General features: G+C 60.0%; 27 protein-coding genes and 1 tRNA gene. 20 read left to right on the top strand and 8 right to left on the bottom strand.

The features are described 5' to 3' along the window. Window positions 1-23 precede the first annotated feature (23 nt). The 19 genes from CZ345_RS13845 (at window position 24) to CZ345_RS13755 (ending at window position 16,538) form a co-directional block, all read left to right on the top strand. The gene (locus tag CZ345_RS13845; protein ID WP_077073684.1) at window positions 24-2,120 is read left to right on the top strand and encodes a ribonuclease catalytic domain-containing protein; all 2,097 of its coding nucleotides are present in this window, start codon (window positions 24-26) and stop codon (window positions 2,118-2,120) included. A 72-nt stretch (window positions 2,121-2,192) separates the two neighbouring features. Next, complete coding sequence (locus CZ345_RS13840) at window positions 2,193-3,269, top strand: M23 family metallopeptidase (RefSeq protein ID WP_077073683.1); 1,077 nt, start codon at window positions 2,193-2,195, stop codon at window positions 3,267-3,269. A 493-nt stretch (window positions 3,270-3,762) separates the two neighbouring features. Then, the gene (locus tag CZ345_RS13835) at window positions 3,763-4,065 is read left to right on the top strand and encodes an urease subunit gamma (protein ID WP_077073682.1); all 303 of its coding nucleotides are present in this window, start codon (window positions 3,763-3,765) and stop codon (window positions 4,063-4,065) included. A gap of 55 nt (window positions 4,066-4,120) precedes the next feature. Continuing rightward, complete coding sequence (gene ureB, locus CZ345_RS13830; protein ID WP_077073681.1) at window positions 4,121-4,516, top strand: urease subunit beta; 396 nt, start codon at window positions 4,121-4,123, stop codon at window positions 4,514-4,516. 14 nt (window positions 4,517-4,530) lie between these two features. Further along, window positions 4,531-6,249 carry an urease subunit alpha gene (locus tag CZ345_RS13825; RefSeq protein WP_077073680.1) on the top strand — a complete coding sequence of 573 codons (1,719 nt, stop codon included), beginning with the start codon at window positions 4,531-4,533 and terminating at the stop codon, window positions 6,247-6,249. Between the two features lie 67 nt (window positions 6,250-6,316). After that, window positions 6,317-6,886 carry an urease accessory protein UreE gene (locus CZ345_RS13820; protein WP_077073679.1) on the top strand — a complete coding sequence of 190 codons (570 nt, stop codon included), beginning with the start codon at window positions 6,317-6,319 and terminating at the stop codon, window positions 6,884-6,886. A 71-nt stretch (window positions 6,887-6,957) separates the two neighbouring features. Then, window positions 6,958-7,296, top strand: a complete 339-nt coding sequence (locus CZ345_RS17495) for an urease accessory UreF family protein (protein ID WP_077073678.1) — start codon at window positions 6,958-6,960, stop codon at window positions 7,294-7,296. Between the two features lie 20 nt (window positions 7,297-7,316). After that, on the top strand, window positions 7,317-7,862 hold the full coding sequence (locus tag CZ345_RS13810) for an urease accessory protein UreF (protein WP_077073677.1): 546 nt from the start codon (window positions 7,317-7,319) through the stop codon (window positions 7,860-7,862). A gap of 58 nt (window positions 7,863-7,920) precedes the next feature. Beyond that, window positions 7,921-8,604 (top strand): urease accessory protein UreG, encoded by a 684-nt coding sequence (gene ureG / locus CZ345_RS13805; protein WP_077073676.1) that lies wholly within the window; start codon window positions 7,921-7,923, stop codon window positions 8,602-8,604. Then, a complete protein-coding gene (locus tag CZ345_RS13800; RefSeq protein WP_083717473.1) occupies window positions 8,597-9,595 on the top strand; it encodes an urease accessory protein UreD in 999 nt (332 codons plus the stop codon). The genes ureG and CZ345_RS13800 overlap by 8 nt, the downstream gene beginning before the upstream one ends. 17 nt (window positions 9,596-9,612) lie before the next feature. Next, the gene (gene yut, locus CZ345_RS13795) at window positions 9,613-10,617 is read left to right on the top strand and encodes an urea transporter (protein ID WP_077073675.1); all 1,005 of its coding nucleotides are present in this window, start codon (window positions 9,613-9,615) and stop codon (window positions 10,615-10,617) included. A gap of 12 nt (window positions 10,618-10,629) precedes the next feature. Then, window positions 10,630-11,844 (top strand): ammonium transporter, encoded by a 1,215-nt coding sequence (locus CZ345_RS13790; RefSeq protein WP_077073674.1) that lies wholly within the window; start codon window positions 10,630-10,632, stop codon window positions 11,842-11,844. Window positions 11,845-11,926: 82 nt separating this feature from the next. Then, entirely contained in the window at window positions 11,927-12,289 is a 363-nt protein-coding gene (crcB, locus tag CZ345_RS13785) for a fluoride efflux transporter CrcB (protein WP_077073673.1), read from the top strand. 73 nt (window positions 12,290-12,362) lie between these two features. Beyond that, window positions 12,363-12,761, top strand: a complete 399-nt coding sequence (gene crcB / locus CZ345_RS13780; RefSeq protein ID WP_077073672.1) for a fluoride efflux transporter CrcB — start codon at window positions 12,363-12,365, stop codon at window positions 12,759-12,761. 4 nt (window positions 12,762-12,765) lie between these two features. Continuing rightward, complete coding sequence (locus tag CZ345_RS13775; RefSeq protein WP_077073671.1) at window positions 12,766-13,098, top strand: GIY-YIG nuclease family protein; 333 nt, start codon at window positions 12,766-12,768, stop codon at window positions 13,096-13,098. Window positions 13,099-13,179: 81 nt separating this feature from the next. Beyond that, window positions 13,180-14,487 (top strand): PD40 domain-containing protein, encoded by a 1,308-nt coding sequence (locus CZ345_RS13770; RefSeq protein ID WP_077073670.1) that lies wholly within the window; start codon window positions 13,180-13,182, stop codon window positions 14,485-14,487. Between the two features lie 169 nt (window positions 14,488-14,656). Continuing rightward, window positions 14,657-15,142 (top strand): peptidoglycan-associated lipoprotein Pal, encoded by a 486-nt coding sequence (pal, locus tag CZ345_RS13765; protein ID WP_077073669.1) that lies wholly within the window; start codon window positions 14,657-14,659, stop codon window positions 15,140-15,142. 52 nt (window positions 15,143-15,194) lie between these two features. Further along, window positions 15,195-15,269: transfer RNA gene (locus CZ345_RS13760), tRNA-Pro, on the top strand. A gap of 153 nt (window positions 15,270-15,422) precedes the next feature. After that, window positions 15,423-16,538, top strand: coding sequence for a tyrosine-type recombinase/integrase (locus tag CZ345_RS13755; protein ID WP_077073668.1), 1,116 nt, complete (start codon window positions 15,423-15,425; stop codon window positions 16,536-16,538). Here the strand turns inward: CZ345_RS13755 and CZ345_RS13750 are convergent. The 3 genes from CZ345_RS13750 to CZ345_RS16755 form a co-directional block, all read right to left on the bottom strand. Next, window positions 16,532-16,729, bottom strand: a complete 198-nt coding sequence (locus CZ345_RS13750; RefSeq protein WP_144277367.1) for a DNA-binding protein — start codon at window positions 16,727-16,729, stop codon at window positions 16,532-16,534. The two genes, CZ345_RS13755 and CZ345_RS13750, sit on opposite strands and share 7 nt — an antisense overlap. A gap of 74 nt (window positions 16,730-16,803) precedes the next feature. Continuing rightward, entirely contained in the window at window positions 16,804-17,271 is a 468-nt protein-coding gene (locus tag CZ345_RS13745; protein WP_077073666.1) for a phage regulatory CII family protein, read from the bottom strand. A 26-nt stretch (window positions 17,272-17,297) separates the two neighbouring features. Continuing rightward, window positions 17,298-17,576, bottom strand: coding sequence for a hypothetical protein (locus CZ345_RS16755; RefSeq protein WP_144277366.1), 279 nt, complete (start codon window positions 17,574-17,576; stop codon window positions 17,298-17,300). Window positions 17,577-17,981: 405 nt separating this feature from the next. Between CZ345_RS16755 and CZ345_RS16920 the strand changes: the two genes are divergently transcribed. Further along, the gene (locus tag CZ345_RS16920) at window positions 17,982-18,128 is read left to right on the top strand and encodes a hypothetical protein (protein ID WP_154674815.1); all 147 of its coding nucleotides are present in this window, start codon (window positions 17,982-17,984) and stop codon (window positions 18,126-18,128) included. Here the strand turns inward: CZ345_RS16920 and CZ345_RS13735 are convergent. The 5 genes from CZ345_RS13735 to CZ345_RS13710 form a co-directional block, all read right to left on the bottom strand. Further along, window positions 18,125-18,688, bottom strand: a complete 564-nt coding sequence (locus CZ345_RS13735; RefSeq protein ID WP_077073664.1) for a hypothetical protein — start codon at window positions 18,686-18,688, stop codon at window positions 18,125-18,127. The two genes, CZ345_RS16920 and CZ345_RS13735, sit on opposite strands and share 4 nt — an antisense overlap. 49 nt (window positions 18,689-18,737) lie before the next feature. Beyond that, the gene (locus CZ345_RS13730; RefSeq protein ID WP_077073663.1) at window positions 18,738-18,944 is read right to left on the bottom strand and encodes a hypothetical protein; all 207 of its coding nucleotides are present in this window, start codon (window positions 18,942-18,944) and stop codon (window positions 18,738-18,740) included. After that, on the bottom strand, window positions 18,941-19,219 hold the full coding sequence (locus CZ345_RS13725; RefSeq protein WP_077073662.1) for a hypothetical protein: 279 nt from the start codon (window positions 19,217-19,219) through the stop codon (window positions 18,941-18,943). Before CZ345_RS13725 ends, CZ345_RS13730 begins: the two co-directional genes overlap by 4 nt. 683 nt (window positions 19,220-19,902) lie before the next feature. Then, the gene (locus CZ345_RS13715; protein WP_077073660.1) at window positions 19,903-20,439 is read right to left on the bottom strand and encodes a hypothetical protein; all 537 of its coding nucleotides are present in this window, start codon (window positions 20,437-20,439) and stop codon (window positions 19,903-19,905) included. 58 nt (window positions 20,440-20,497) lie between these two features. Then, the gene (locus CZ345_RS13710; protein WP_077073659.1) at window positions 20,498-21,295 is read right to left on the bottom strand and encodes a hypothetical protein; all 798 of its coding nucleotides are present in this window, start codon (window positions 21,293-21,295) and stop codon (window positions 20,498-20,500) included. Between the last annotated feature and the right edge of the window lie 28 nt (window positions 21,296-21,323).

Here is a 21,323-nt window from a genome sequence, read left to right as displayed (position 1 = left end):
TTTTATTCTTTCAGGAAGAAAACATGGCATCGCATATCGTGCAGTACCCCGGCGCGGGCTGTATTGTGGAATTCATGCAGGGGAACGAACCCCAGATCGCGTGGGTGATGGAAGAGCAGAAGGGCAAGCTGCGCCTTTTTCTGCCCAATCGCCGCGAAACCACACTGTCCGCCTCCCGCATACTCCCCTGGGCGGGGCCTGCCTACGGCCCGCAGCAGAGCAAGGACGCCGTGGTGGACATCCTGAACAGGCACCGGGAGCGGCGCGAACGCCTTGCCTCGGAAGCCGCGCCCATGGAACTGTGGGAAATGGCCCAGGGCGAACTGGACAAGGCTCCGGCCGAATGGTTTGCGGAACTCGGCTATACCAGCCCGGATGCCGATACCGTGGCGGCCTGCGGCAGGGCGCTTCTGCAGTGCAAGACGCATTTCCGCTTTCAGCCTCCGGTATTTGAAATTTACGATGCCGCCACCGTGGAGTCGCGCCGTCAGGCGGAAGAGGCGGCGCGCGTGCGCGAGGCCATGGTCTGCGGCGGTGCGGACTGGTTCCGCCGTCTGTGGGAGGCGAGAGTCGGCCGCCACGCCGCGCCCGATATTTCCACGGCGCCGGATGAGGCCGTGCGGCAGCGCCTGGAAAAGATGCTCCGCGCCCGCATGATAGACCCGGAAACCGTGGAGGACGAAGCGCTCTGGAAGCAGGTGACCAAGGGCCTGCCGGACGATCCGTACCTTGCGCTCTATCTTGCCATGACCTGGGGCCTGGTGCCTGAGCATTACAATTTCTGGATGGACCGCGCGGACTATGAGGCGGGCACGGACTGGGAAAAGCCCTTTGCCGCGGAAACGGAGGCCCTGTGCCGCGCCGTGGCGGAAGGGGAGAACATGCCCCCCGCCGAGGATACGGCCTTCATCAGCATCGACAGCGCCACCACCCGCGACATCGACGACGCCTTCCGCATATCGGCTTCCGCCGACGGCGGCTGGGATGTGGAAGTGGCTCTGGCCTGCCCCGCGCAGCTCTGGAACTTTGAAAGCCCGCTGGGCCGTGCGGTATTCCACAGAGCCACCAGCATCTACCTGCCCGAGGGCAACTGCCACATGATGCCCGAGGCCCTCGGCGAGGGAGCGTTCAGTCTTTTTGAAGGCGAGTCCCGCCCCGCGCTCATCATAGGCGCGCACATCGCCCCGGACGGCACGCTCGGAGAAGGTTCCTTCCGTACGGCCACGGTGAAGATAGAGAAAAACCTTTCCTATCCCGATTGCGAGGCCGCGCTGGACGGTGCGGAAAACGCGGCTTCCCCCTATGCCGAGGCCCTGCGTCTGGCCTGCGCCATGAGCGAGAAGCGCCTTGCCTGCCGTGTGGAGCACGGCGCCGTCATCATAGAGCGGCCGGAACTCGACTTCGTGCTGGAAGGCGAGGGCGCGGACGTGGTGGTGAAGATAAAGGATATCCCCGCCGCGCCGAGGGCGCAGCTTCTGGTTGCGGAACTCATGGTGGTGGCCAATGCCGTGCTGGCGGAATGGGCGGTGAAGAACGACGTGCCGCTGCTTTTCCGCACGCAGGATGTGGCCGTGCCCCGCGAATACGCGGGCGTGTGGAAGAGCGCGCCGGATATCGCCCGCGTGGTGCGTATTCTTGTGGCGGCCTCTCTGGATGTTTCGCCCCGTCCCCATGCGGGCATGGGGCTTTCGGCCTACAGTCCGGTCACTTCTCCGCTGCGCCGCTTTACCGACCTCGTGAATGAGGCGCAGCTTCTCTTCATGCTGGCAAGCGGCCGTCCGCGCTGGTCGCGCGAGGAGCTTTCGTCCATGCTCATGCACCTTTCCATACGCCTCGAGGCCGCGGGGCAGGTGCAGCGTTTCCGTCCCCGCTACTGGAAGTATCTCTACATTCAGCAGCAGGCCCGCCTGCACGGCGAGGAATGCTGCTGGAAGGCGGAAGTGGCCGAGGAAAACGACATGTGGGTGAGCGTGCAGCTTCCTGAAGTGCAGCTCGGCCTGCGCGGCAAACGCACCCTTTTCGGGGAGAAGGTCTTCCCCGGGCAGGAGCTGCGCGTACGCCTCGGCAAGGTGAATCCGCTCAGAAGCGAAGCCGTCATTCTCAACGTCCGGGAAGACTGATTGCCTCCCGTTTTCTTCCCGTATATAATGAAAAGACAGGGTACCCTTATTCCGGTTCGCCAAGGAGAAGGAATGTCATCAGCCCGAAAGTTTGCAACCATCGCCCTGTATTGCCTCCTCATGGGCGGCATGGGCCTTTCGCAGACGGCCTGCGCGCCGAAACAGGGCAGGCCCGGCACGGAGCTGGAGGAAGCGGCCCAGGCTTCCGACCCCTTTGATTCGCTTGTCATCGACCGTGAACTGTATCTTGCCGCCACCACTCCCGGGAAGCTGGTGCAGAGTTCGTCGCTGAGCGTTTCCGAGCTTGAGGAGCACCGCGCCATGTACGGCGATTCCCTGGAGCTGACGAGCGACCCGCTTTCCCTTTCCCTGCCTTCGGGCGTGCTTTCGCTGGAAAACGTGCCGGGAAGTTCCGGCCAGTGGAAGATGGGCCCGGCCCCGGGCAGCGCCGAGGAACGCCACCTTGCCGAAATGCATACGCGGGAGGCGCTCTGTTCCGCCGGGGAAACGGTGTGCATCACCTCCCCCTACGGTGTGCGCCGCTCCTCCCGCCGCACGCACAAGGGCATAGACATCCGCGCCCCTCTGGGCTCCCCCATCATGGCCTTTCGCGGAGGCGTGGTGGTATGCGCCGAATACCACCGAAGCTACGGCTACATGGTGGAAATTCAGCAGGACGACGGCATTCTCGCCCGCTACGCCCACATGAGCCAGATTCTTACCCGCAAGGGCGACAGAGTGGAACCCGGTCTCATGATAGGCCGCGTGGGCTCCACGGGGCGTTCCACCGGTCCGCACCTGCATTTTGAGCTTCTGCGCGACAACCGGCAGATGAACCCCATGGCCTACCTGCCCACCCCCAAACAGGTGGTGACCAAGGGCACCGAGGCCGACGCCGCGGCCGCCAGAAAGGCTCTTGCCAAGTCCGGCCACGCCAAGAAGAAGAGCGCGGTGAAGAAATCTTCCTCCAAGAAGAAGTCTGCGGTGAAGAAGAGTTCCTCGAGCAGGAAGAAGAGCGTCGCCAAAGCGAAAAGCTCCACCAAGAAGAGCACGGCGAAAAAGACGAGCTCGAAGTCGAAGAAGAGCAGCGCAAAGAAAACAGGCTCCACTTCCAAGAAGTCCTCCTCAAAGAGCGCATCGAAAAAATGATGAGGCCCGGCGGGCTTTGCCGCGGGCGTATCCTTCCGAATCTGTTTTTCTGGCGGAACGTGCCGGAACAGGCCTTCGCCGCCCTTCCCGGAACATGCAGAAGTTCTGGAGAAAGGGCGGCGTTTTCGTATGCCTTTGCCGTTTTAAAGTTTTACCAGTCTTATTTTATTTGACTGGTAAAATATAAGCTCATCGTCTCTTCCGCGCGGAGGCTTCCGTTTTTCTCACGGCGTGCGCGGTTATTACAATACCTCTCTCACAGGCGGGGCGCTAGGCTCGGTTCAGAAGCAGGCACGGCCCGGCTGTTTCCTTTGTCGTGCGTCCGCCGCGGGCGGAGCTTCGGACGGGGAGCTGGCGCATCCGCACGGCGCCGCACAGGGCGGCAGTTCCGCTCCCCGCCTCCCCGGATTCCGGGGAAGGCGGCAGGAGCAGGAGAGCAGCCTGCCGACGGACGGGCCTTTGCCGAAGCACAACCTTTTACCAAGGAGATCACATGCACCTTACTCCGCGAGAAATCGACAAACTGCTGGTGCTGTCTCTGGCGGAAGTAGCGCAGCGCCGCAGGGAAAAAGGGCTGAAGCTCAATCATCCCGAAGCCGTCGCCGTCATCACGGCCACGGCCCTTGAAGGCGCGAGAGCCGGAAAGACCGTGGAAGAAGTGATGAACGAGGCCCGCAAGGCCCTTACCCGCGACGAAGTGATGGAAGGCGTGCCGGAAATGATTCCCTTCGTGCAGCTTGAGGCCGTGTTCACCGACGGCAGCCGTCTCGTCACCGTGCACGATCCCATCAGCTGAGGCTCGGGCGAAGACTTGTCACGCCGCGATCGCGGCACAGCAAAGGCAGGCAGATATGGCAGATGCATCCAGAGTTCCCGTCGGCGGATATGTTTTCGCCGATGCCCCCGTCACGTTCAACGAGTCCCGTCCTTCCGTCACCGTCAAGGTACGCAACACCGGCGACCGTCCGATTCAGGTGGGTTCCCATTTTCATTTCTTCGAGGTCAACCGCGCGCTGGAATTCGACCGTGCGGCGGCCTACGGCATGCGGCTGAACATTCCCTCCACCACGGCCGTCCGCTTCGAACCGGGGGATGAGAAAACCGTGTCCCTCGTGCCCTTCGGCGGGCTGTGCACCGTGTACGGATTCAACAACCTTGTGGACGGCTGGGCGGCAGACGCGCACGCAAAGCCCGTCAATGTGGCCAGAGCGCTGGCGCTCGGCTTCAGGAACGCGAACATCGTCTAACCCAAGGACGCGACATGCCTCAGATTTCAAGACAGGAATATTCCAGCCTGTACGGCCCCACCGTGGGCGATAAAATCAGGCTCGGCGATACGGATCTCTATGTGGAAATAGAGAAGGATTTGCGCGGTTACGGCGACGAGGTCATCTACGGCGGCGGCAAGACGCTGCGCGCGGGCATGGGCGGGGACGACCACTCCTCCCGCGACAACGGCGTGCTTGATCTCGTCATCACCAACGCCACCATCATCGATGCGGTGCAGGGCGTCATCAAGGCCGATGTGGGCATACGCGACGGCCGCATCGCGGGCATAGGCAAGGCGGGAAACCCCGCCGTCATGGACAATGTGGACCCGAATCTCGTGGTGGGCAACGCCACGGACGCCATTTCCGGCGAGCACCTCATTCTTACGGCCGGCGGCATCGACGCCCATGTGCACCTTGTCTGCCCCGAACAGGCGCAGACGGCCATATCCAACGGCATCACCACCTTCTTCGGCGGCGGCATAGGCCCGTCGGACGGTACCAACGGCACCACCATCACCCCCGGCGCATGGAACATACACCGCATTATGGAAGCGGCCGAAGGGCTTCCCGTGAACATCGGCATTCTGGGCAAGGGCCACGCCTTCAACGAAGCGCCCCTGCGCGAGCAGATAGAGGCCGGGGCCTGCGGCTTCAAGATTCACGAGGACTGGGGGGCCATGCCCGCCATCATCCGCGCCGCGCTTTCCGTGGCGGACAGGATGGACGTGCAGGTTTCCATCCATACCGACACGCTGAACGAGGCGGGCTATGTGGAAGACACCATAGCCGCCATGGAAGGCCGCGTCATCCACACCTTCCATACGGAAGGGGCGGGCGGCGGCCATGCGCCGGACATCATCCGCGTCGCGGGGCAGCCCAACGTGCTGCCGAGTTCCACCAACCCCACGCTTCCCTTCGGCGTCAATTCCCAGGCGGAACTGTTCGACATGATCATGGTCTGCCACAACCTGAACCATAACGTGCCTTCCGACGTGTCCTTTGCGGAAAGCCGCGTGCGGCCCGAAACCATTGCCGCGGAAAACGTGCTTCACGACATGGGGGCCATTTCCTGCATTGCCAGCGATTCCCAGGCCATGGGCCGCGTGGGCGAAAACTGGACGCGCGCCATGCAGACGGCCAGCGCCATGAAGGCGGCGCGCGGCGCGCTGCCCGAAGATGCGGCGGGCAACGACAACTTCCGCGTGCTGCGCTATGTGGCCAAGGTGACCATCAATCCCGCCATCATTCAGGGCGTGTCCCATCTCATCGGTTCCGTGGAAAAGGGCAAGGTGGCCGACCTCGTGCTCTGGCAGCCGCAGTTCTTCGGCGCCAAGCCCTACATGGTCATCAAGGGCGGCTCCATCGCGTGGTCGATCATGGGCGACCCCAACGCTTCGCTTCCCACGCCGCAGCCGGTCATCTACAGGCCCATGTTCGGTTCCACCGGTCTTCTGCAGCAGACAAGCCGCATCACCTTCACCTCGCAGGCCGCCGTGGAGCGGGGCATCAGGGAAAAGCTCGGTCTGAAGAGCCGCGTGGAAGCCGTGCGCGGCATCCGCAATCTGACCAAGAAGGCCATGGTGAGAAACAGTCTCACGCCTCATATCGAGGTCAATCCCGAAACCTTCGCCGTCATGGTGGACGGGGTGCACGTCACCGTGCCTCCGGTGCAGCGTGCAAGTCTCGGGCAGCTCTATTTCTTCAGCTAGCAGAGAGGCGCAAAACTCCGCCCGTCCGGCGCGGCCGGGCGGGCGGAGAAGAAAAAAGGAGCGGCGTATGGATATTGTGGAAAAGGTGCTGGGCAACAGGGCGGATGCGGCGTGGCGAAAGCGCCTTGAAGGCGCAACCGTGGATACGCTCGAACTTTCCCGGTGGGACGCCCAGAAAAACCGGCTGCGCAAGGAGACCGAGGGCGGCAGAACCGTGGCCGTGGCGCTGGAGAGAGGCGAATCCCTGCATGACGGCGACATACTGCTGTACGACGCGGACCTGAAGGAGGCCGTGCTCTGCCGCATCCGGCTCTGCCCCGTGATGGCCGTGGACATGGCAGGCATGAGGCGGCTTCCCGAAGACGAGGCCCTTTGCGCGGCGGTGCGCCTGGGGCACGCCCTCGGCAATCAGCACTGGCCCGCCGTGGTGAAGGGCGACAGGGTCTATGTACCCATGACGGCGGATGAAAAGGTCATGGGGGCGGTCATGGATACGCACGCCGTCCCGGGAACGGCCTTTTTCTTCCTGCCCGGGGAGGAAGTGAGCGCGCTGCTGGACAGGGATGAGGCGCGTCTGCTTTTCGGCGGCGGGGATATGGCGGCGGGCGGGCACGCGCATCATCACGGCTGCCTCTGACAGGTTCCGTTTTTTTTCTTCCGGGGCGCGGCCTGCGCGGCCGTTCCGGGAAAAACTTCGAAAAGGAGCACATGGTGGGCATTCTTTCCCTTGTGCGTCTCATGCAGTTCGGCGATTCCATGCTTCCCACCGGGGCCTTTGCCTTTTCCGGCGCTCTGGAGGCGGCTGTACAGGCGGGAGTGGTGCACGATACGGGCACGCCTCAGCAGTATGTCGCCCCTCCGCCCGTCTCTTTTACCCCTCTAGATGTGGATCCAATACAGCCCCGGGAGCTGGGGCAGAGGTTGTTGCTTAGGGTTTCCCAGGTTGTGGAGCAACGCGCCCCGTACGGCGGCTCCCTCGGGCTGGCCGGCGGCCCCTGCTCTGGAGGAATTGTGGGCGGTCTCTTATACACAGCGAGAGGTGTATAAGAGGGAGTGGCGCCGATGCGGTGAGCGCGGGCGCGCAGGTGGAGGAGCGCACGCTTGCGGTGCTGAGAAATATCGACCTTGCGCTGTACCGCCGCAAACTTCCCGAAGAATTCCGCGACATGATGGTGAAGACGGGGCGCCGGCTCGCCGAACTCGGCGCGCGCTCCACGCAGTCTCCGCTGCTTTCACGCTGGCTTTCGCAGATAGAGGGCGGCAGCACGCCCGGTTCCTATCCCGTATCGCTCTCGGTGCTCTTTGCCGTTTCCGCCTTTGCCGAGGCTCCCATACGCAAGGCGGACGGCGGCGAGGAGAAGGTCATCCTTCAGGAGGCGCTCACCGTGTATTTCTACGGGGTGGCCATGGGTGTGCTGAACGCCTCGCTCAGGCTCATGCGCGTCACCCATTTCGACGTGCACTCCATCCTCTACCGCATATCCGGGCAGTTCGAGGAACTGTGCGCGCTCGCCATGGATACGCCTCTTGACCGCATGACGGGCTACGCCCCCATGACGGACATCCTTTCCGCCGTTCATGCCGGGGGGCGCGTGCGTCTGTTCATGAGCTGAACGGGGCATAAGCAACACGCCGGGGCGGCCTGGCCCCGGAAAAGCAAAGGAAGAAACGATGAAGAAAATCACCCGTATCGGCGTAGGCGGCCCGGTGGGGTCCGGCAAGACGGCCGTCATCGAGGCCGTGGTGCCCGAGCTCATGCGGCGCGGCGTGCGCCCGCTCATCATCACCAACGACGTGGTGACCATCGAGGATGCGAAGCATGTGCAGCGGGAACTGGCGGGCATACTGCCTGCCGAGCGCATCGTCGGTGTGGAAACCGGTGCCTGCCCCCACACGGCCATACGCGAGGACCCGAGCATGAACCTTGCCGCCGTTGAGGATCTGGAAAAGCGCTTTCCCGACAGCGATGTGGTGTTCATCGAAAGCGGGGGCGACAACCTCACCCTCACCTTCAGCCCTGCGCTGGCCGATTTCTTCATCTACGTCATCGATGTTGCGGCAGGCGACAAGATTCCGCGCAAGAGCGGGCCGGGCGTGTGCCATTCCGACATCCTCGTCATCAACAAGGAAGATCTTGCTCCCTATGTGGGGGCGAGTCTCGAGGTCATGGAGCGCGATTCCAGGCTCATGCGGGGCAAAAAGCCCTTCCTCTTCACCAACTGCATGACGGGGCGCAACATTTCCACCCTTGCCGACTGGATCATGCGCGACGCGCTTTTCGACGTGCCGGAAAGGCCGACGGGAGCTTCTTTCGTGCGGGAAGCGGTGAAACGCGGGGAGGCGGACCATGCCTGAGGCAGGGCCGCAGCGCGGCCTTGAAGGGAGCGCACGTCCCGACTGCTCCAGCTTCGGCGCGGCGAAAAAGTCGCTTGCCCGCCTGGAACTTGGGGCGAAGGAACTCTGTTCCTATCTCGACGAACCTCCGCAGATGAAAAGCGCTGCCGTGGGCAAGGTGGGCTATCTCAGGCTGGATTTCCGGCGCGATGAAGCTCTCGGCCGTACCGTGCTTGCCGATCTCGACAGGCGCGCGCCGCTTCTGGCGCAGAAGGCCCTGTACTGGGACAGGTCGCAGCCGGACATGGCCTGCGTCATCACCATAGAATCCACGGGCTGCATCGTTCAGGGCGACCGCATGGCGCTCTGCGTCCATGCCGGGGAAGAGGCTCATGCCCTCGTCACCACGCAGTGCGCCACCAAGGTGCACGTCATGGAGCACAACTACGCATCCTTTCTCCAGCACTTCACGCTAGGGGAGAGAAGCTGGCTCGAATATGTGCCCGCTCCGCTCATCCTGCACCGCCATGCGCGCTTCGTGCAGGATACCTGGATCACGCTGCCTTCCTCGGCGGGATTCGTGTTCGGGGAAATCCTCATGCCGGGGCGGCGCTGGCATCATGCTGAGGAGCAGTTCGGCTTCGACCTCTATTCCGCAGGCTTTCATGTGCTCAGGGAAGACGGGAGACCGCTTTTTGAGGAACGCCTCGTGCTGGAGCCGGAAAAGACATCGTTCTGCAACGTGGGCGTCATGGCGGGCTATGAGGTGTTCGGCAGTCTTTTTGCGCTGGTACCGGAAGCCTGCATTCCCGCGCTGAAGGAAGGCGCGGGCAGCGACGTGACGGAAAAAGTCGCCTTCGGTGCGCTTTCCCTTCCCGGCAATGCGGGCGTCGCCTTCCGCGTGCTCGGCCGCAATGTGGAAGACGTGCAGGCGAAGATACGTTCGTTCCGTTCTCTGGTGCGCAAAACGGTGCTGGGCAGGGAACTTCCTCCCCGGTTTCTCTGGAGCTGAAGCGGCAAGGAGCATCCATGGTTCATACGGCAAAAAACGGCGATGCGCCGCGGCAGGCGCGGTATTTCCCCTTTCCCCGCGTCGTGGACGTGCTTCTGCGCGGGGCAGGGCAGGTCATGTTTCAGAATTCCCCGTGGACGGGACTTTTCTTCCTTCTCGGCATCGCCTGGGCGTCATGGCGGGCGGATACGCCGGAAGTCGTCATCGGCGCGCTGACGGGACTCTGCACGGGCACGCTTGCCGCCTGCCTGCTGCACGCCCCGCGCGAGGAGATAGATGCGGGCCTGCACGGCTACAACGGCATACTGGTGGGCTGCGCCCTGCCCGTGTTCTTCGGTTCCGGCCTCATGTGCTGGGCGCTCGTTGTGGCGGGGGCCTTTTTTTCCACGGTCATCATGATGGCCGTTTCCGGCTTTCTGCGTTCCTGGCGGGTTTCGGCCATGACGGGGCCTTTTGTGTTCACCACCTGGTTCATCCTGCTTTCCTCCTACAGCTTCGCCCACATCAGCATTGCGGCGCTGCCTGCGCCCGCGCCGCCTTCGCAGATATCCGGGGCGCTGGCCCTGACGCCCGGGCCCGAGGCTCTTTTTCTGGCAAGCTTCACCGGGATTTCCCAGGTCTTTCTCATCGACAACGCCGTCACCGGCGTGATTTTTCTCGCCGGCATAGCGGCAAGTTCCCCCTTCGCCGCGCTGCTCGGCTGGGGAGGTTCCGTGCTGGCCATTGCCGCGGCGCTCGTTCTCGGGGCGGACGGGCAAAGCATAGAGGCGGGACTTTACCAGTTCAGCGCCGTGCTCACGGCCATAGGACTCGGTTCCGTCTTTTACCGGACGAGCCGGAGCGTGCTTGCCTACGCCTTTCTGGGAACGGTGTTCACCGTGGTGGCTCAGGGGGCGCTCAACGCGGCCCTTTCTCCTCTGGGCATCCCCACGCTCACCTTTCCCTTCGTCATCGCCGCATGGCTTTTTCTGCTGCCCCACATCAGCTTTGAACGAAAAAGCGGCGATTCACCTTCAGCCTGACGGGAGTGTTCCATGTACACAGCAGATAGCGGAGATACCGCCTTCATCCTGCTCTGCACGGCGCTGGTCTGCCTCATGACGCCGGGGCTGGCCTTTTTCTACGGCGGCCTCGTGCGCCGCAAGAACGTGCTTACCATCATGATGCAGAACTTCATTTCCATGGGCGTCATTGCCGTCATATGGATTTTCGGCGGCTTCAGCCTGGCCTTCGGGCCGGATATCGGCGGCGTGATAGGCGACATCACCTACCATTTCGCTCTGGACAAGGTGGGCGGCGCGCCCAGCCCCGACTATGCCGTCACCGTTCCGTTTCTTCTTTTCTTCGCCTATCAGCTCATGTTCGCCGTCATCACTCCCGCGCTCATCACCGGGGCCTTTGCCGGGCGGTTCAACTTCCGCGGCTATCTCCGCTTCCTGGTTCTGTGGATGATCTTCGTCTACATTCCGGTATGTCACTGGGTATGGGGCGGGGGCTTTCTCGCGGGGCTCGGCGTGGCGGACTTTGCGGGCGGCATCGTGGTGCATGTGAGCGCAGGTTTCGCCGCGCTCTCTTCCGTGATGTTCCTCGGTCCGCGTGACGACATCGCCCCCGGCGAGCATCCCGAGCCCAACAATCTGCCGCTGGTGGCCGTGGGAGCGGGGCTTCTGTGGTTCGGCTGGTTCGGCTTCAATGCGGGCGGGGCCTATGCGGGCGACGCGCTTGCCGCCTACGCCTTCACCAACACCACCATCGCCGGTTCCATCGCCATGCTGGTGTGGCTCTTCCTCGACTGGCGCGCCTCGAGCCGTCCTTCCTTTTCCGGTATTCTTGTGGGCGCTGTGGCGGGGCTTGCCACCATCACTCCCTGCGCGGGCTATGTGCCGCCGTGGGCGGCCATCGTCATCGGAGCGGTCGGAGCCGCGGTGTGCTATTATGCCGGATGCGTGCAGGCGAAGCTTCATTTCGACGACGCGCTGGAAGTATGGCGCGCCCACGGCATGGGCGGGCTTACCGGCTCTCTTCTGGTGGGCGTGTTCGCCTCCGTCGCCGTCAACGACGTACACGCGGGGCTTGAGCAGTTCTTCATTCAGGTGCTCGGCGTCGGCGTGGTGGCGGCCTGGTCCTTTGCGGCCACATGGCTCATCCTCAAGGTCATCAGCTTTTTCGGTCCCATCCGCGTGAGCCGTGAACAGGAGCTGGAAGGGCTGGACGAAGCCCTGCACGGGGAATCGGCCTACAGGCTGTAAGCGTGCTGCGGGCCGCCCTGGGGCGGCCCGCAGGCATTGACAAGGGGCGGGAAAGTGCGGATGTTCCTGCTCTGGAGGAATTATGGGTTCTTTGCTTCTTGTGGCTGCGGGCGGAGCGCTCGGCGCGGCGTGCCGTTACGGCGCGGGGATTCTTTCCGCGGCGCTCTTCGGCAGGCGTTTTCCCGTGGGCACGCTTCTGGTCAATGTGGCGGGCTGCTTCATCATCGGGGCCGTGTTTTCGGCCGTGGCGGAGCAGGCGCACGGGCCGCTCGGCGTTTTTCTCATTCAGGGCTTCTGCGGAGCGCTGACCACCTTTTCCACCTTTTCGCTGGATTCCTTTCAGCTTCTGCGCGCGGGGAGAGTGGGGAGCGCGGCGGCCAATGTCGTGCTCAACATGACGCTCGGCCTCGGCGCGGCGGCGCTCGGCCTTGCTCTCTTCGCGTAGGCGGAACGCATCTTCCCCGGGCGCGTGCGCCGTTTTTTGGGCCTCGCGCGCATCTTTTCCAAGGACAGTCTTCATGAAACCATTGTTCAGGCAGCTTGCGGCCGTGCTCGTCGGCGGAGCGCTCGGCGCGGTGTGCCGCGTGGAAGTCGGCGGTCTGGTGACGGAAGCCGCGGGTGCGGTGCTGCCCGTGGGCATTTTGTGCGTCAACATGGCCGGTTCCTTCCTGCTCGGCCTGCTCATGGGCGCGGCCTCCCGTTCCCGTTCCGGCTATCCTACGGCCACGGCCTTTTTCGCCACCGGTTTTTTCGGCGGATTCACCACCTTTTCCTCCTTTGCGCTGGATACCGTCCTGCTCTGGAAGGCGGGGGACATGATGTTCGCGCTGCTCAACGTGGCGCTCAACGGCATCTGCTGCATCGCGCTTGCGGGACTCGGCTGGAAGCTTGCGGCAAAGCCGGAAAATCCGGCGTGACGTCATGGCGGGCGGCAAATGGAGCGTGTACCTTCTTCTTTGTGCCGACGGCACGCTCTACTGCGGCATAACGCTTGATGTGGCCCGCCGAACAGCCATGCACAACGGGCTTCTTCCGGGCGGCGCGAAGTACACGAGGGGCCGCAGGCCGGTACGCCTTCTGTCCTGTGCCGGAGGCTTCCGTCGTGAGGAGGCCCTCAGGATGGAGAGGAAGATAAAGAAGCTTCCGCGCGAAAAAAAGCTCGCCGCTCTGGAAGGGGCGGAACGGCCCGGGGAAGCGCCTGCGGCGGAGAAGGTTCCTTTTTCCCCGGAAAGGGAAGCGATGACGCGCTCTTGACCACGGGCACCGGCAAGAATATGCTCACCTCCCCGGACCGGCCGTATCGCGTCGGCCCGAAAAACCATGCAAGGGTGTCCTATGCGTAAATTCCTTCCTCTTTTCCATAGCCTCGTTATCCTTATGGTTCTGGCGCTCGCCGTGCCCTGCGGCGCCGCCACCATGGTGGACATTTACGGCGCGGGCCAGAACAAGATCAACCTGGCCATGGCCTCCCCCCTCACCGGTCCGAATCAGCGCGCCACGGCTCTCGGCGCGGAACTGAACGACGCCATCACCTCCAACCTCAACTACCTGCCCTTCATGCGCCTCACCTCGCCTTCCGCCGTTCTGGGCGGTACGGTGCTTTCCGCCTGGCAGGGCGCGGAGGTGGATTTCCGCCGCTTCCAGATCGCCGGGGCCGACCTGCTCGTCACGGCGCACTGGCCGAACGGCGACAGGGACAACAGCACCGTCGAACTGCGCGTGTTTGAAACCTATTCCGGCAAGTTCGTGTTCGGCAACGCCTATTCCGGCGTGACCCACAGCGAAGTGCCCAACGTGGCCGACCGCTTCTGCGACGACCTCATGGAAGCGCTCACCGGCGCGCGCGGCTTCTTCAGCAGCTCCCTGGCCTTCGTCAAGGGCAACGGCCGCAAGCGCGACGTGTGGGTGGTGCGCGCCACCGGCCGCGATCTGCGCCAGGTCACCAACATCCCCGGCTCGGCCATGTCTCCTTCCTGGTCGCCGGACGGCCGTTATGTGGTGTTCAGCCATCTGGACGACAGCACCCATGCCCTCGGCGTGTGGGACCGCATGAACAATACCGTCAAGCGCGTGCGCTTCCCCGGCAACACCGTCATCGGTCCGTGCTTTCTGCCCGACAACCGTGTGGCCGTGAGCCTTTCCACCGGTCACTATCCCGACATCTTCCTGCTCAACCGCCAGTTCCAGCGTGAACGCACCCTGGAACAGAGCGCCGGTATCGACGTGTCGCCCTCCTTCGACGCCACGGGCACCAAGATGGCCTTCACCTCCAGCCGCCTGGGCAGCCCGCAGGTCTTTCTGAAGGACTTCACCACCGGCACCGTTTCCCGCGTGAGCATGGAAGGTTCCTACAACTCCGAACCCTGCATCAGCCCCGACGGCACGCTCATCGCCTACACCAAGGCCACGCCTTCGGGCTTCCGCATTTTCGTGCACGACATGGTCACGGGCTACGAGCAGCAGATTTCCTTCGGCCCCGGCCGCGACGAACAGCCTTCCTTCGCTCCGGACAGCTACTTTGTGGCCTTCACCTCCACAAGAAGCGGCTCTTCCCAGATTTACCTGACCACGCGCCACGGCGGCGAAGCCAGGCAGGTTCCCACCGGGCCGGGCAACGCTTCGTTCCCGAGCTGGGGGAAGTAAAATAATTTAAATTTCGGGGCGAATTACCCCCCTCCCAAGCTTGACAACGGCATGTGTGAGGGTAATATGCCGTTCTGCCCATAAGTGCAGTTTTCTTTCCACGCTCTATTATTAAGAGGGAAGAGCGGGAGAGAGAAATATTATGACTTAACTCTCAGGAGGAGTTATCATGAAGTCTCTGAAGTCTTTTGGCCTGGTTATGGTTCTCGCTCTGGCTCTCGGCATGGGCGCCGGCTGCGCTAAGAAGAACGCTGAAGTGGAAAACGTGGAAGCCGCTCCCGTGGCCAGCACCTCCGCTGTTGATGCCGCTGCTCAGCAGATCACCGACGGCGTCGTGTACTTCGATTTCGACAAGTACGACATCAAGGCCGAATACCGCGACATGCTCCAGCAGAAGGCCGAACTGATGAAGCAGTTCCCCTCCATCCGCGTGCGCATTGAAGGCAACTGCGACGAACGCGGCACCCAGGAATACAACCTCGCCCTCGGCGAACGTCGTGCCCGTGCTGCCTATGAATACATGATCCGCCTCGGCGTGCCCGCCGAACAGCTCGACATCATCTCCTACGGCAAGGAACGTCCCGCCGTGGAAGGCACCGGTGACGCTGTGTGGGCTCAGAACCGCCGCGACGAATTCAACGTCATCGCCCGCTAAGGCATAGTTCATCAAAGGCTGCCCTGTAACCTCTGCAGGGCAGCCTTTTTTTCGGGGCGTGGCGCAGGGGTAGCGCACCTGCTTTGGGAGCAGGGAGTCGCTGGTTCAAATCCAGTCGCCCCGACCAGCTATTTTTCTTATTATTTGAAAGGGTTGCGGTTTTTATACCGTGACCCTTTTTTCGTAAGGGGATAAGAAAAAGATAAGAAAAATATAATTGCTTCCCAGCGGTTTTGGTAGAATCTGATGAAAAATCAACTACTTTAGCGAGGGGATAAAGATGGGAGGCAAGTTTTTCAGCACGACTCAGCCGGGAGTATTTTACAGAATCCTCAAGCAAAAAGATCCGGCAACCGGAAAGCCTGACTGTTCTTTTTATATCTCCAAGCCGGATGACTTCGGAGTGCCCCATTGGATAACCGTCGGACGTAAAAGCGAGGGCATGACTCCCAGAAAAGCCGCAGCTCTGAAAAATGGGGAATCTCAAAAAAATCTGATCTCCAGTAAAAGCAGAGCCTACACTATAGGAAATGCGATTGAAGACTATGTGTTGTGGGCTTCCAATCAAGGGAAAATTACTGACCGACCTTTGGATCAGTATGACTTTCATTGTAAGCAGCTTATCCATAATATTCCTTTGCGTTCTTTCCGTCCTGAACAGGCTGAGGCCCTGAAAGTACGGCTGATGAAAAAGAGCATCTCGAATCAGAGCGTTCATCATATGCTGGCCTTTCTGCGCCGGGCCATCAATTATGCCATAGGTATGGGAAAAGCCACGCATAACCCTTTTCGAGTTCTTCCAGGCGGGGTTTTTCGTATGCCTGTTCTCGATAATAAGCGCCTCCGGTTTTTGACACCGGAAGAGTGCCGTATCCTTCTGGCGGCCTTGAAAAACGCGAGTCCCCAGACTTACTACATGGCCCAGCTTAGTCTGAAGACCGGCATGAGAGCCACGGAAATTTTTCGTTTGCAGTGGACCGACATTGATGCCATGTCCTGCTGCCTCCATATCCGTGCAAAGGGAGGACGAAAGGAGGTTGTATCGGCTCCGCGGGAAGTGATAGAGATGCTTTTGAGTATGCCCAGGATTGAGGCCTCCCCATATTGTTTCCCTATGCCGGATGGAAGCATACGAAACCGAACACCCGCAACCTTCAACCATGTCGTTGCCCGTCTCGGTATGCAGGTGCCCAAGGAGTCGCCGTATCACATTTCGTTCCATGTTTTCAGGCACACCTTTGCCTCGTGGCTGGCCCAATCCGGCCAGGTGACGCTGCACGAGCTGATGCACCTTATGAGGCACAGGAGCATTGAAATGACTCAACGTTACGCCCATCTCATTCCCTCGGAAATTACCGGCAAACTGTCCTTGGTCTCTCGAATGCTCTCTCAGTAGAGAGGTTCACGGCGAAACTTCTGATACCATTCTTCGAGGTCGGCGACTTTGTAGCTGACGCTGTTGCCCATGACGTAGCAGGCAGGCCCTTCACCGTTTTTGCGCCAGTAGTCAAGCTGGCGCTTGGTGAAGGGAAAAATTTTCACAGCCTCGTGAAGAGTGACATACTCATGGGCAGCTCTCAGCAGCATGGGACGTACTCGTTCTACGCCTTTTGCGACGGCTCGCTCGATGATGGCCTCCAGTTGCCCCCTGGTCAGGACTATCAGCTCTTCCATATCATATCTTCCTTGGCCGCGTGTCTGGCCTCCTGCAACAGCATGAGTATGCCGCGAATGGCTTCATACCCGGCGTCATCAAGGCTATCAGCCTCGTCGGAAGTAATTTTCCCATCTTTGAGAGCGTCGCTGCAACTGGTCATCAACTCCCCGAACTTCTGCACACTCTCCATGCACTGAACGTGCACGGGATGCCCTCCGCGTTTTGCTTCAGGCATATGCATGAGAACACAGCCGGATTCTCTTGCCAGAAAGTCGAGAGGCGCATAGTCCCCCGTCGCCATGACGAGAGGGGCAAGGTGTTCAACCCCAAATTTCCTATGAGGATAATCGGGACTTACTTCCTGAGCCAGAGACGCCGGATTCTTATGCAAGGCTTCGGCAATCTGTTCCGTTGATGCTCCCGAAGGCGCTTTGTGCACGGCTCTATGCAGAAGAGGGTAAATGCCTTTCATGAAAAACTTCCCTTCTTTTTTGCTATTCAGACCTGCTCAGCTATGACATTCTCTTCAATATATCCTTTCCGAGGGATGTAATTACGACGAGGTGCTTCTTCTCGAATCTTAGGAAGGAGATCTTCAGGAATTCCGACCTGAGCGCGCATAATAGTGTGGTTCTTTTGAGAAATCTCATCGGAAGAGAGAATCCGTCTTACATACTGAGGGCTCAGACCAATACGGCGGCCGATGGCCGACATTGAAACGTCGTGAAGAATTAGATAGGCCCTGAGCCGGTTATACCTTGTAGTTTCTTCACTCATTTGATACCTCCAAAAAAACAAGCGTTTTATCATGTGTATATTGGTTGTTGTCGTTAGAACATTATACTTTTTTTATCGAATAAACAAGGATTTTATCGAATTTGCACCTGCTAATTTGACCGTATTTTTAACAACACGGCGAAATTTATGGAACTTTACGAGCGCGTATTATCGTTACAATCGGTACTTGGGAGCAAAAGCAAAATAGCAAAAGCCTTGGAGATCACTCCCCAGAAGCTCAACGCTTATTCCACTGAAGTTGGTCAGAAGAACTTTCTTCACAGGCTCCCTCGGCTACTCAAGGCCATACCGAACTTAAGTCGAGACTGGCTTTACTTCGGTGAAGGCCCCATGTTCATTACGGAGAAGGAAGACGAACCTGCTGAATCTCTATCCGAGACCGCAATGGATCCCAAGCCTACACGCGAAGAACACTTTCTCCGCCAGATAGATCGGCTTACCGAAACCAACCGGCAGCTCACCGAGACCAACCGACAGCTTACCGACATCAATCGGAAGCTCATCGAAGAGCTCATGAAAAGGGCGAACTAGGTGCGGGAGAACTTTTCCCTGACAGCTTCCCGTATGACCGCGGCCTTCGTTTTTCCGGTACGGACAGACTCCGCTTCGACATAAGCAAAAAGCTCTGGAGAAAGGAGGACGTTCACGGCTCTTCCGGCACGCTCGTGAGCGCGCTCGGCAGCATCGGGCAGCGCATGTCGTCCACCGGAAGCCAGGGAGCGCTTTCCGGTAATGCGTCGCCGTGCGGCGAGCACTGCCGACGGTGTGCAGCCCAGTTCACGGGCAATGGAGGAGTTATCCATGCTCCAGTCCACATTCGACCAGTCCAGGCGAGAAGCGGCCATACCTGCGGAACGGCGGGCGATGTTCACCGCGGTTACGGAGCAGCCTTTCTCTGCTGCGATCTCCTTTGAGGGGCGGGAAAAGTCCACATCGCTCCAGTCAATCCGCGGGATGATCACCATGCCGAAGTGACGCCGCGCAGCGGCCACCAGACCGGGTTCCACACCAAGGCGGGAGGCGATGTTTTTGTTCGGTTCACCCCAGTCCGTGCCGGTAAAGTCGACGCCCCGGAATATGCTGCCGTTCATGAGTTTCCTCCTGTAAAAAACGGGTACCATACCCGGGGCGAATAAGCCACTATCGCCTGTTCCAGCGTGTCACTTCATCCTGAAGGCGTCTGACATGGGCGGCGGCATCACGAAGATACAGGGACAAGGCGGCCATATCGTCGCCGTTCTGCTCCATGATGATACTGGACGCATAGGTCATGCGCTTTTCAATGCCATCCAGCTCCAGAGCCATATAATCCACCAGGGCGCGCAGCCGGGCATCGTCTGCGTTCATGCTGCCCTCCCGGCGCCGGTAGTGAAGGGAATGGAATCGACCGGGCGCTTATGGTAGAGCACTCCGCCGATGAGCACGGACTCTGGAAGGAGGAACAGGTTGACGGTATCGCCCACGCGCACATCAAGGCGAACGATGAAGGAAAGCGGCACAAGGACGTGATCTTCAGCAAAATCTTCACGCCACACGGGCAGAAATTCCACCCGAACCATGCCGGTTATGGGGTTCATGTGCAGGGCCGTGATCTCGGTCTGTTCCATGGGGAAACTGGTCATAGGGTACCTCGGCTTTAGGGATTAGGTTACAGGGTACAAAAAAAGACGGAACAACGCTCCCCGGCCCGAGATAGGCCGCCAGTCCTCACGGATACTGGACGTTGTTCCGCCGATATGTACCTGCACCATGAAAGAGATGCACCGGTGGCAGAAACTGAAAACGCCGCGATTTGCGCCAACGCGGGGAACACTGGCAAAGGCTCCGGCAAGCCTATCTCGGATTTGGGGAAGTTCAGTCTTAAAAATTTCGCCCTGTTTGTCAAGGCATGGGCGTGGTTCATGTGCAGGGCCGTGACTTCGGTCTGTTCCATGGGAAAACTGGTCATGATGCACCTCTGGTAATTTTTCGATTGGCCTTTTGCAGAACGCAAAAAAGGCCGGGAGCTCGAAAACGTTACCAGACGTCCAGGCCTATTCCCCTTGCGGGTGTTCTATTAGCCTACTCCCGGCCATACAGCCGATGAAATGCCGCTGCTTTTCCGGTACAGGGCATAAAAATAGCCACGCTTTCGGGGTAGTGACCAAACCGCTGGTAAAGGAGGTTTCGAGGCTCCGTACAGGTAGTGAATTAAATTTTCCGGCGGATGTCAAGGGAAGATTTCAGCCATCCCTCGCACGATAAAACAGTACGCCCAGGAAAGAGCCACTCCCTCCGGGCGTAACTGATGGCATTTTTTCCTATTTTAGGAAATGAGCGATCCTTGAACCGCTCGCAGACTGGATGCCGGAAGGGCCCGGATACTGTCCGCGCAGTTTTTCAGATCAGCAAGAAGGAACTCCGAGTGCATGTACCCCCGCATGGTAACCAGGTTTCCGCTGTTCACGGACTCTTTCAACCGGTCGATACTCCATATCACCAATGCGATGCCGAGTTTTTCCAGGTCATCTTTCGATACAAATTCGCGCATCTTTTTGATATACCGATAGTTTTTGTCTGCCTCGCAGGCTTCGAGCAGGCTGGTGGCTCGAATCCGTATCCCCTCAGCATTTGCCATGAAATCCTCGGACACTTCCGGGGGAGTAGGGCGATAATATATCTCTGGAAAATCTTCGGGCTTCATTTTCTGTTCTATGGCTTGTTTCGCGTTTATGATATGGCGTCGGACCAGATTCAGATTTGTCCCATCCGGCCAGAAAGGATCAGTTGTTCCGTCCGTTACGATATGGTTCCAACGGTCGAAGTCACGGGCAAGCTCCAGGGCGTAATCCTGCGTTTTCATCTGGCAGCTCCTTGTATCAGGGAAGGAAAAGGGCCGCGCATGGCGGCCCCAGTTTGGTTCACAGGCTTTCGATATAGGATTCCAGCTCCACACCTTCGCGGTGCCATGCGGGCCTTCCATCGCGTCCGAAGTTCTCTTTCCGAATGATCCAGCCGGAATACCAGCCACCTTGCCCGGCAAGGTAGTAGCCATGCCCGCCGGTGTACTTTTCCCGGTGTTCCTCTCCTTCTTCGGAGAGATGAGCAACGAAGGGGAACTTGGCGGCCAGCTTCCTCATTTCCGAGAAGTTCTCGCGGATACTCTTGGAAAAGCCCAACAGCACGACCCGTGTTTCGCTGGCGGAAAAATAGTCCGTCATGATATCCGACTCGTTTTGCTGGTGGACGGCGACGATGTAGGCCTTCGCCCATTCCGGGCAGAGCTCTCTGAACCGTGCCTCTCTGGCGTTTCTCAGCTCCGTAACCCGGAGCTTCTCTTTAGCCGCCTGCTGTTTTCTGGCCTCATTTCCGGCCAGTGCGGCCTTGTAGAGCCGGGCGCATTCTTCCGCGTCTTCCCGGAAATCAACATCCGGGTGCCAGTGGCAGATGGTCTTGCACGGTTCGGCAATGGTGGCCGCGTTCGCGCCCATTCCCTCTGGTTGTCCGTCTTTTCCCTGCCATCGCGCCATGAACAGGCTGGCCGCTCCAGGAATAACGCTTCCGTCAACCCTGTACACCTGCCGATCCGACGGCTCGACGTGGACCACCGTATAAACCTTATCGTAGAAAACGACCTTTCTTCCCAGATACTCGTTAATGTTCTTGGGAGCGTTCTTGCCATATCCGAAATCCCAAATACAGAAAGGACCTTCAAGCATAAAGTTCTCCTTTTGGGAGCCGGGGATA

It is taken from the genome of Mailhella massiliensis, assembly GCF_900155525.1.
GTDB classification, from domain to species: domain Bacteria; phylum Desulfobacterota; class Desulfovibrionia; order Desulfovibrionales; family Desulfovibrionaceae; genus Mailhella; species Mailhella massiliensis.
Note: the sequence above shows the minus strand (reverse complement) of the source record. Positions and strands in the feature narration are given on the sequence as shown.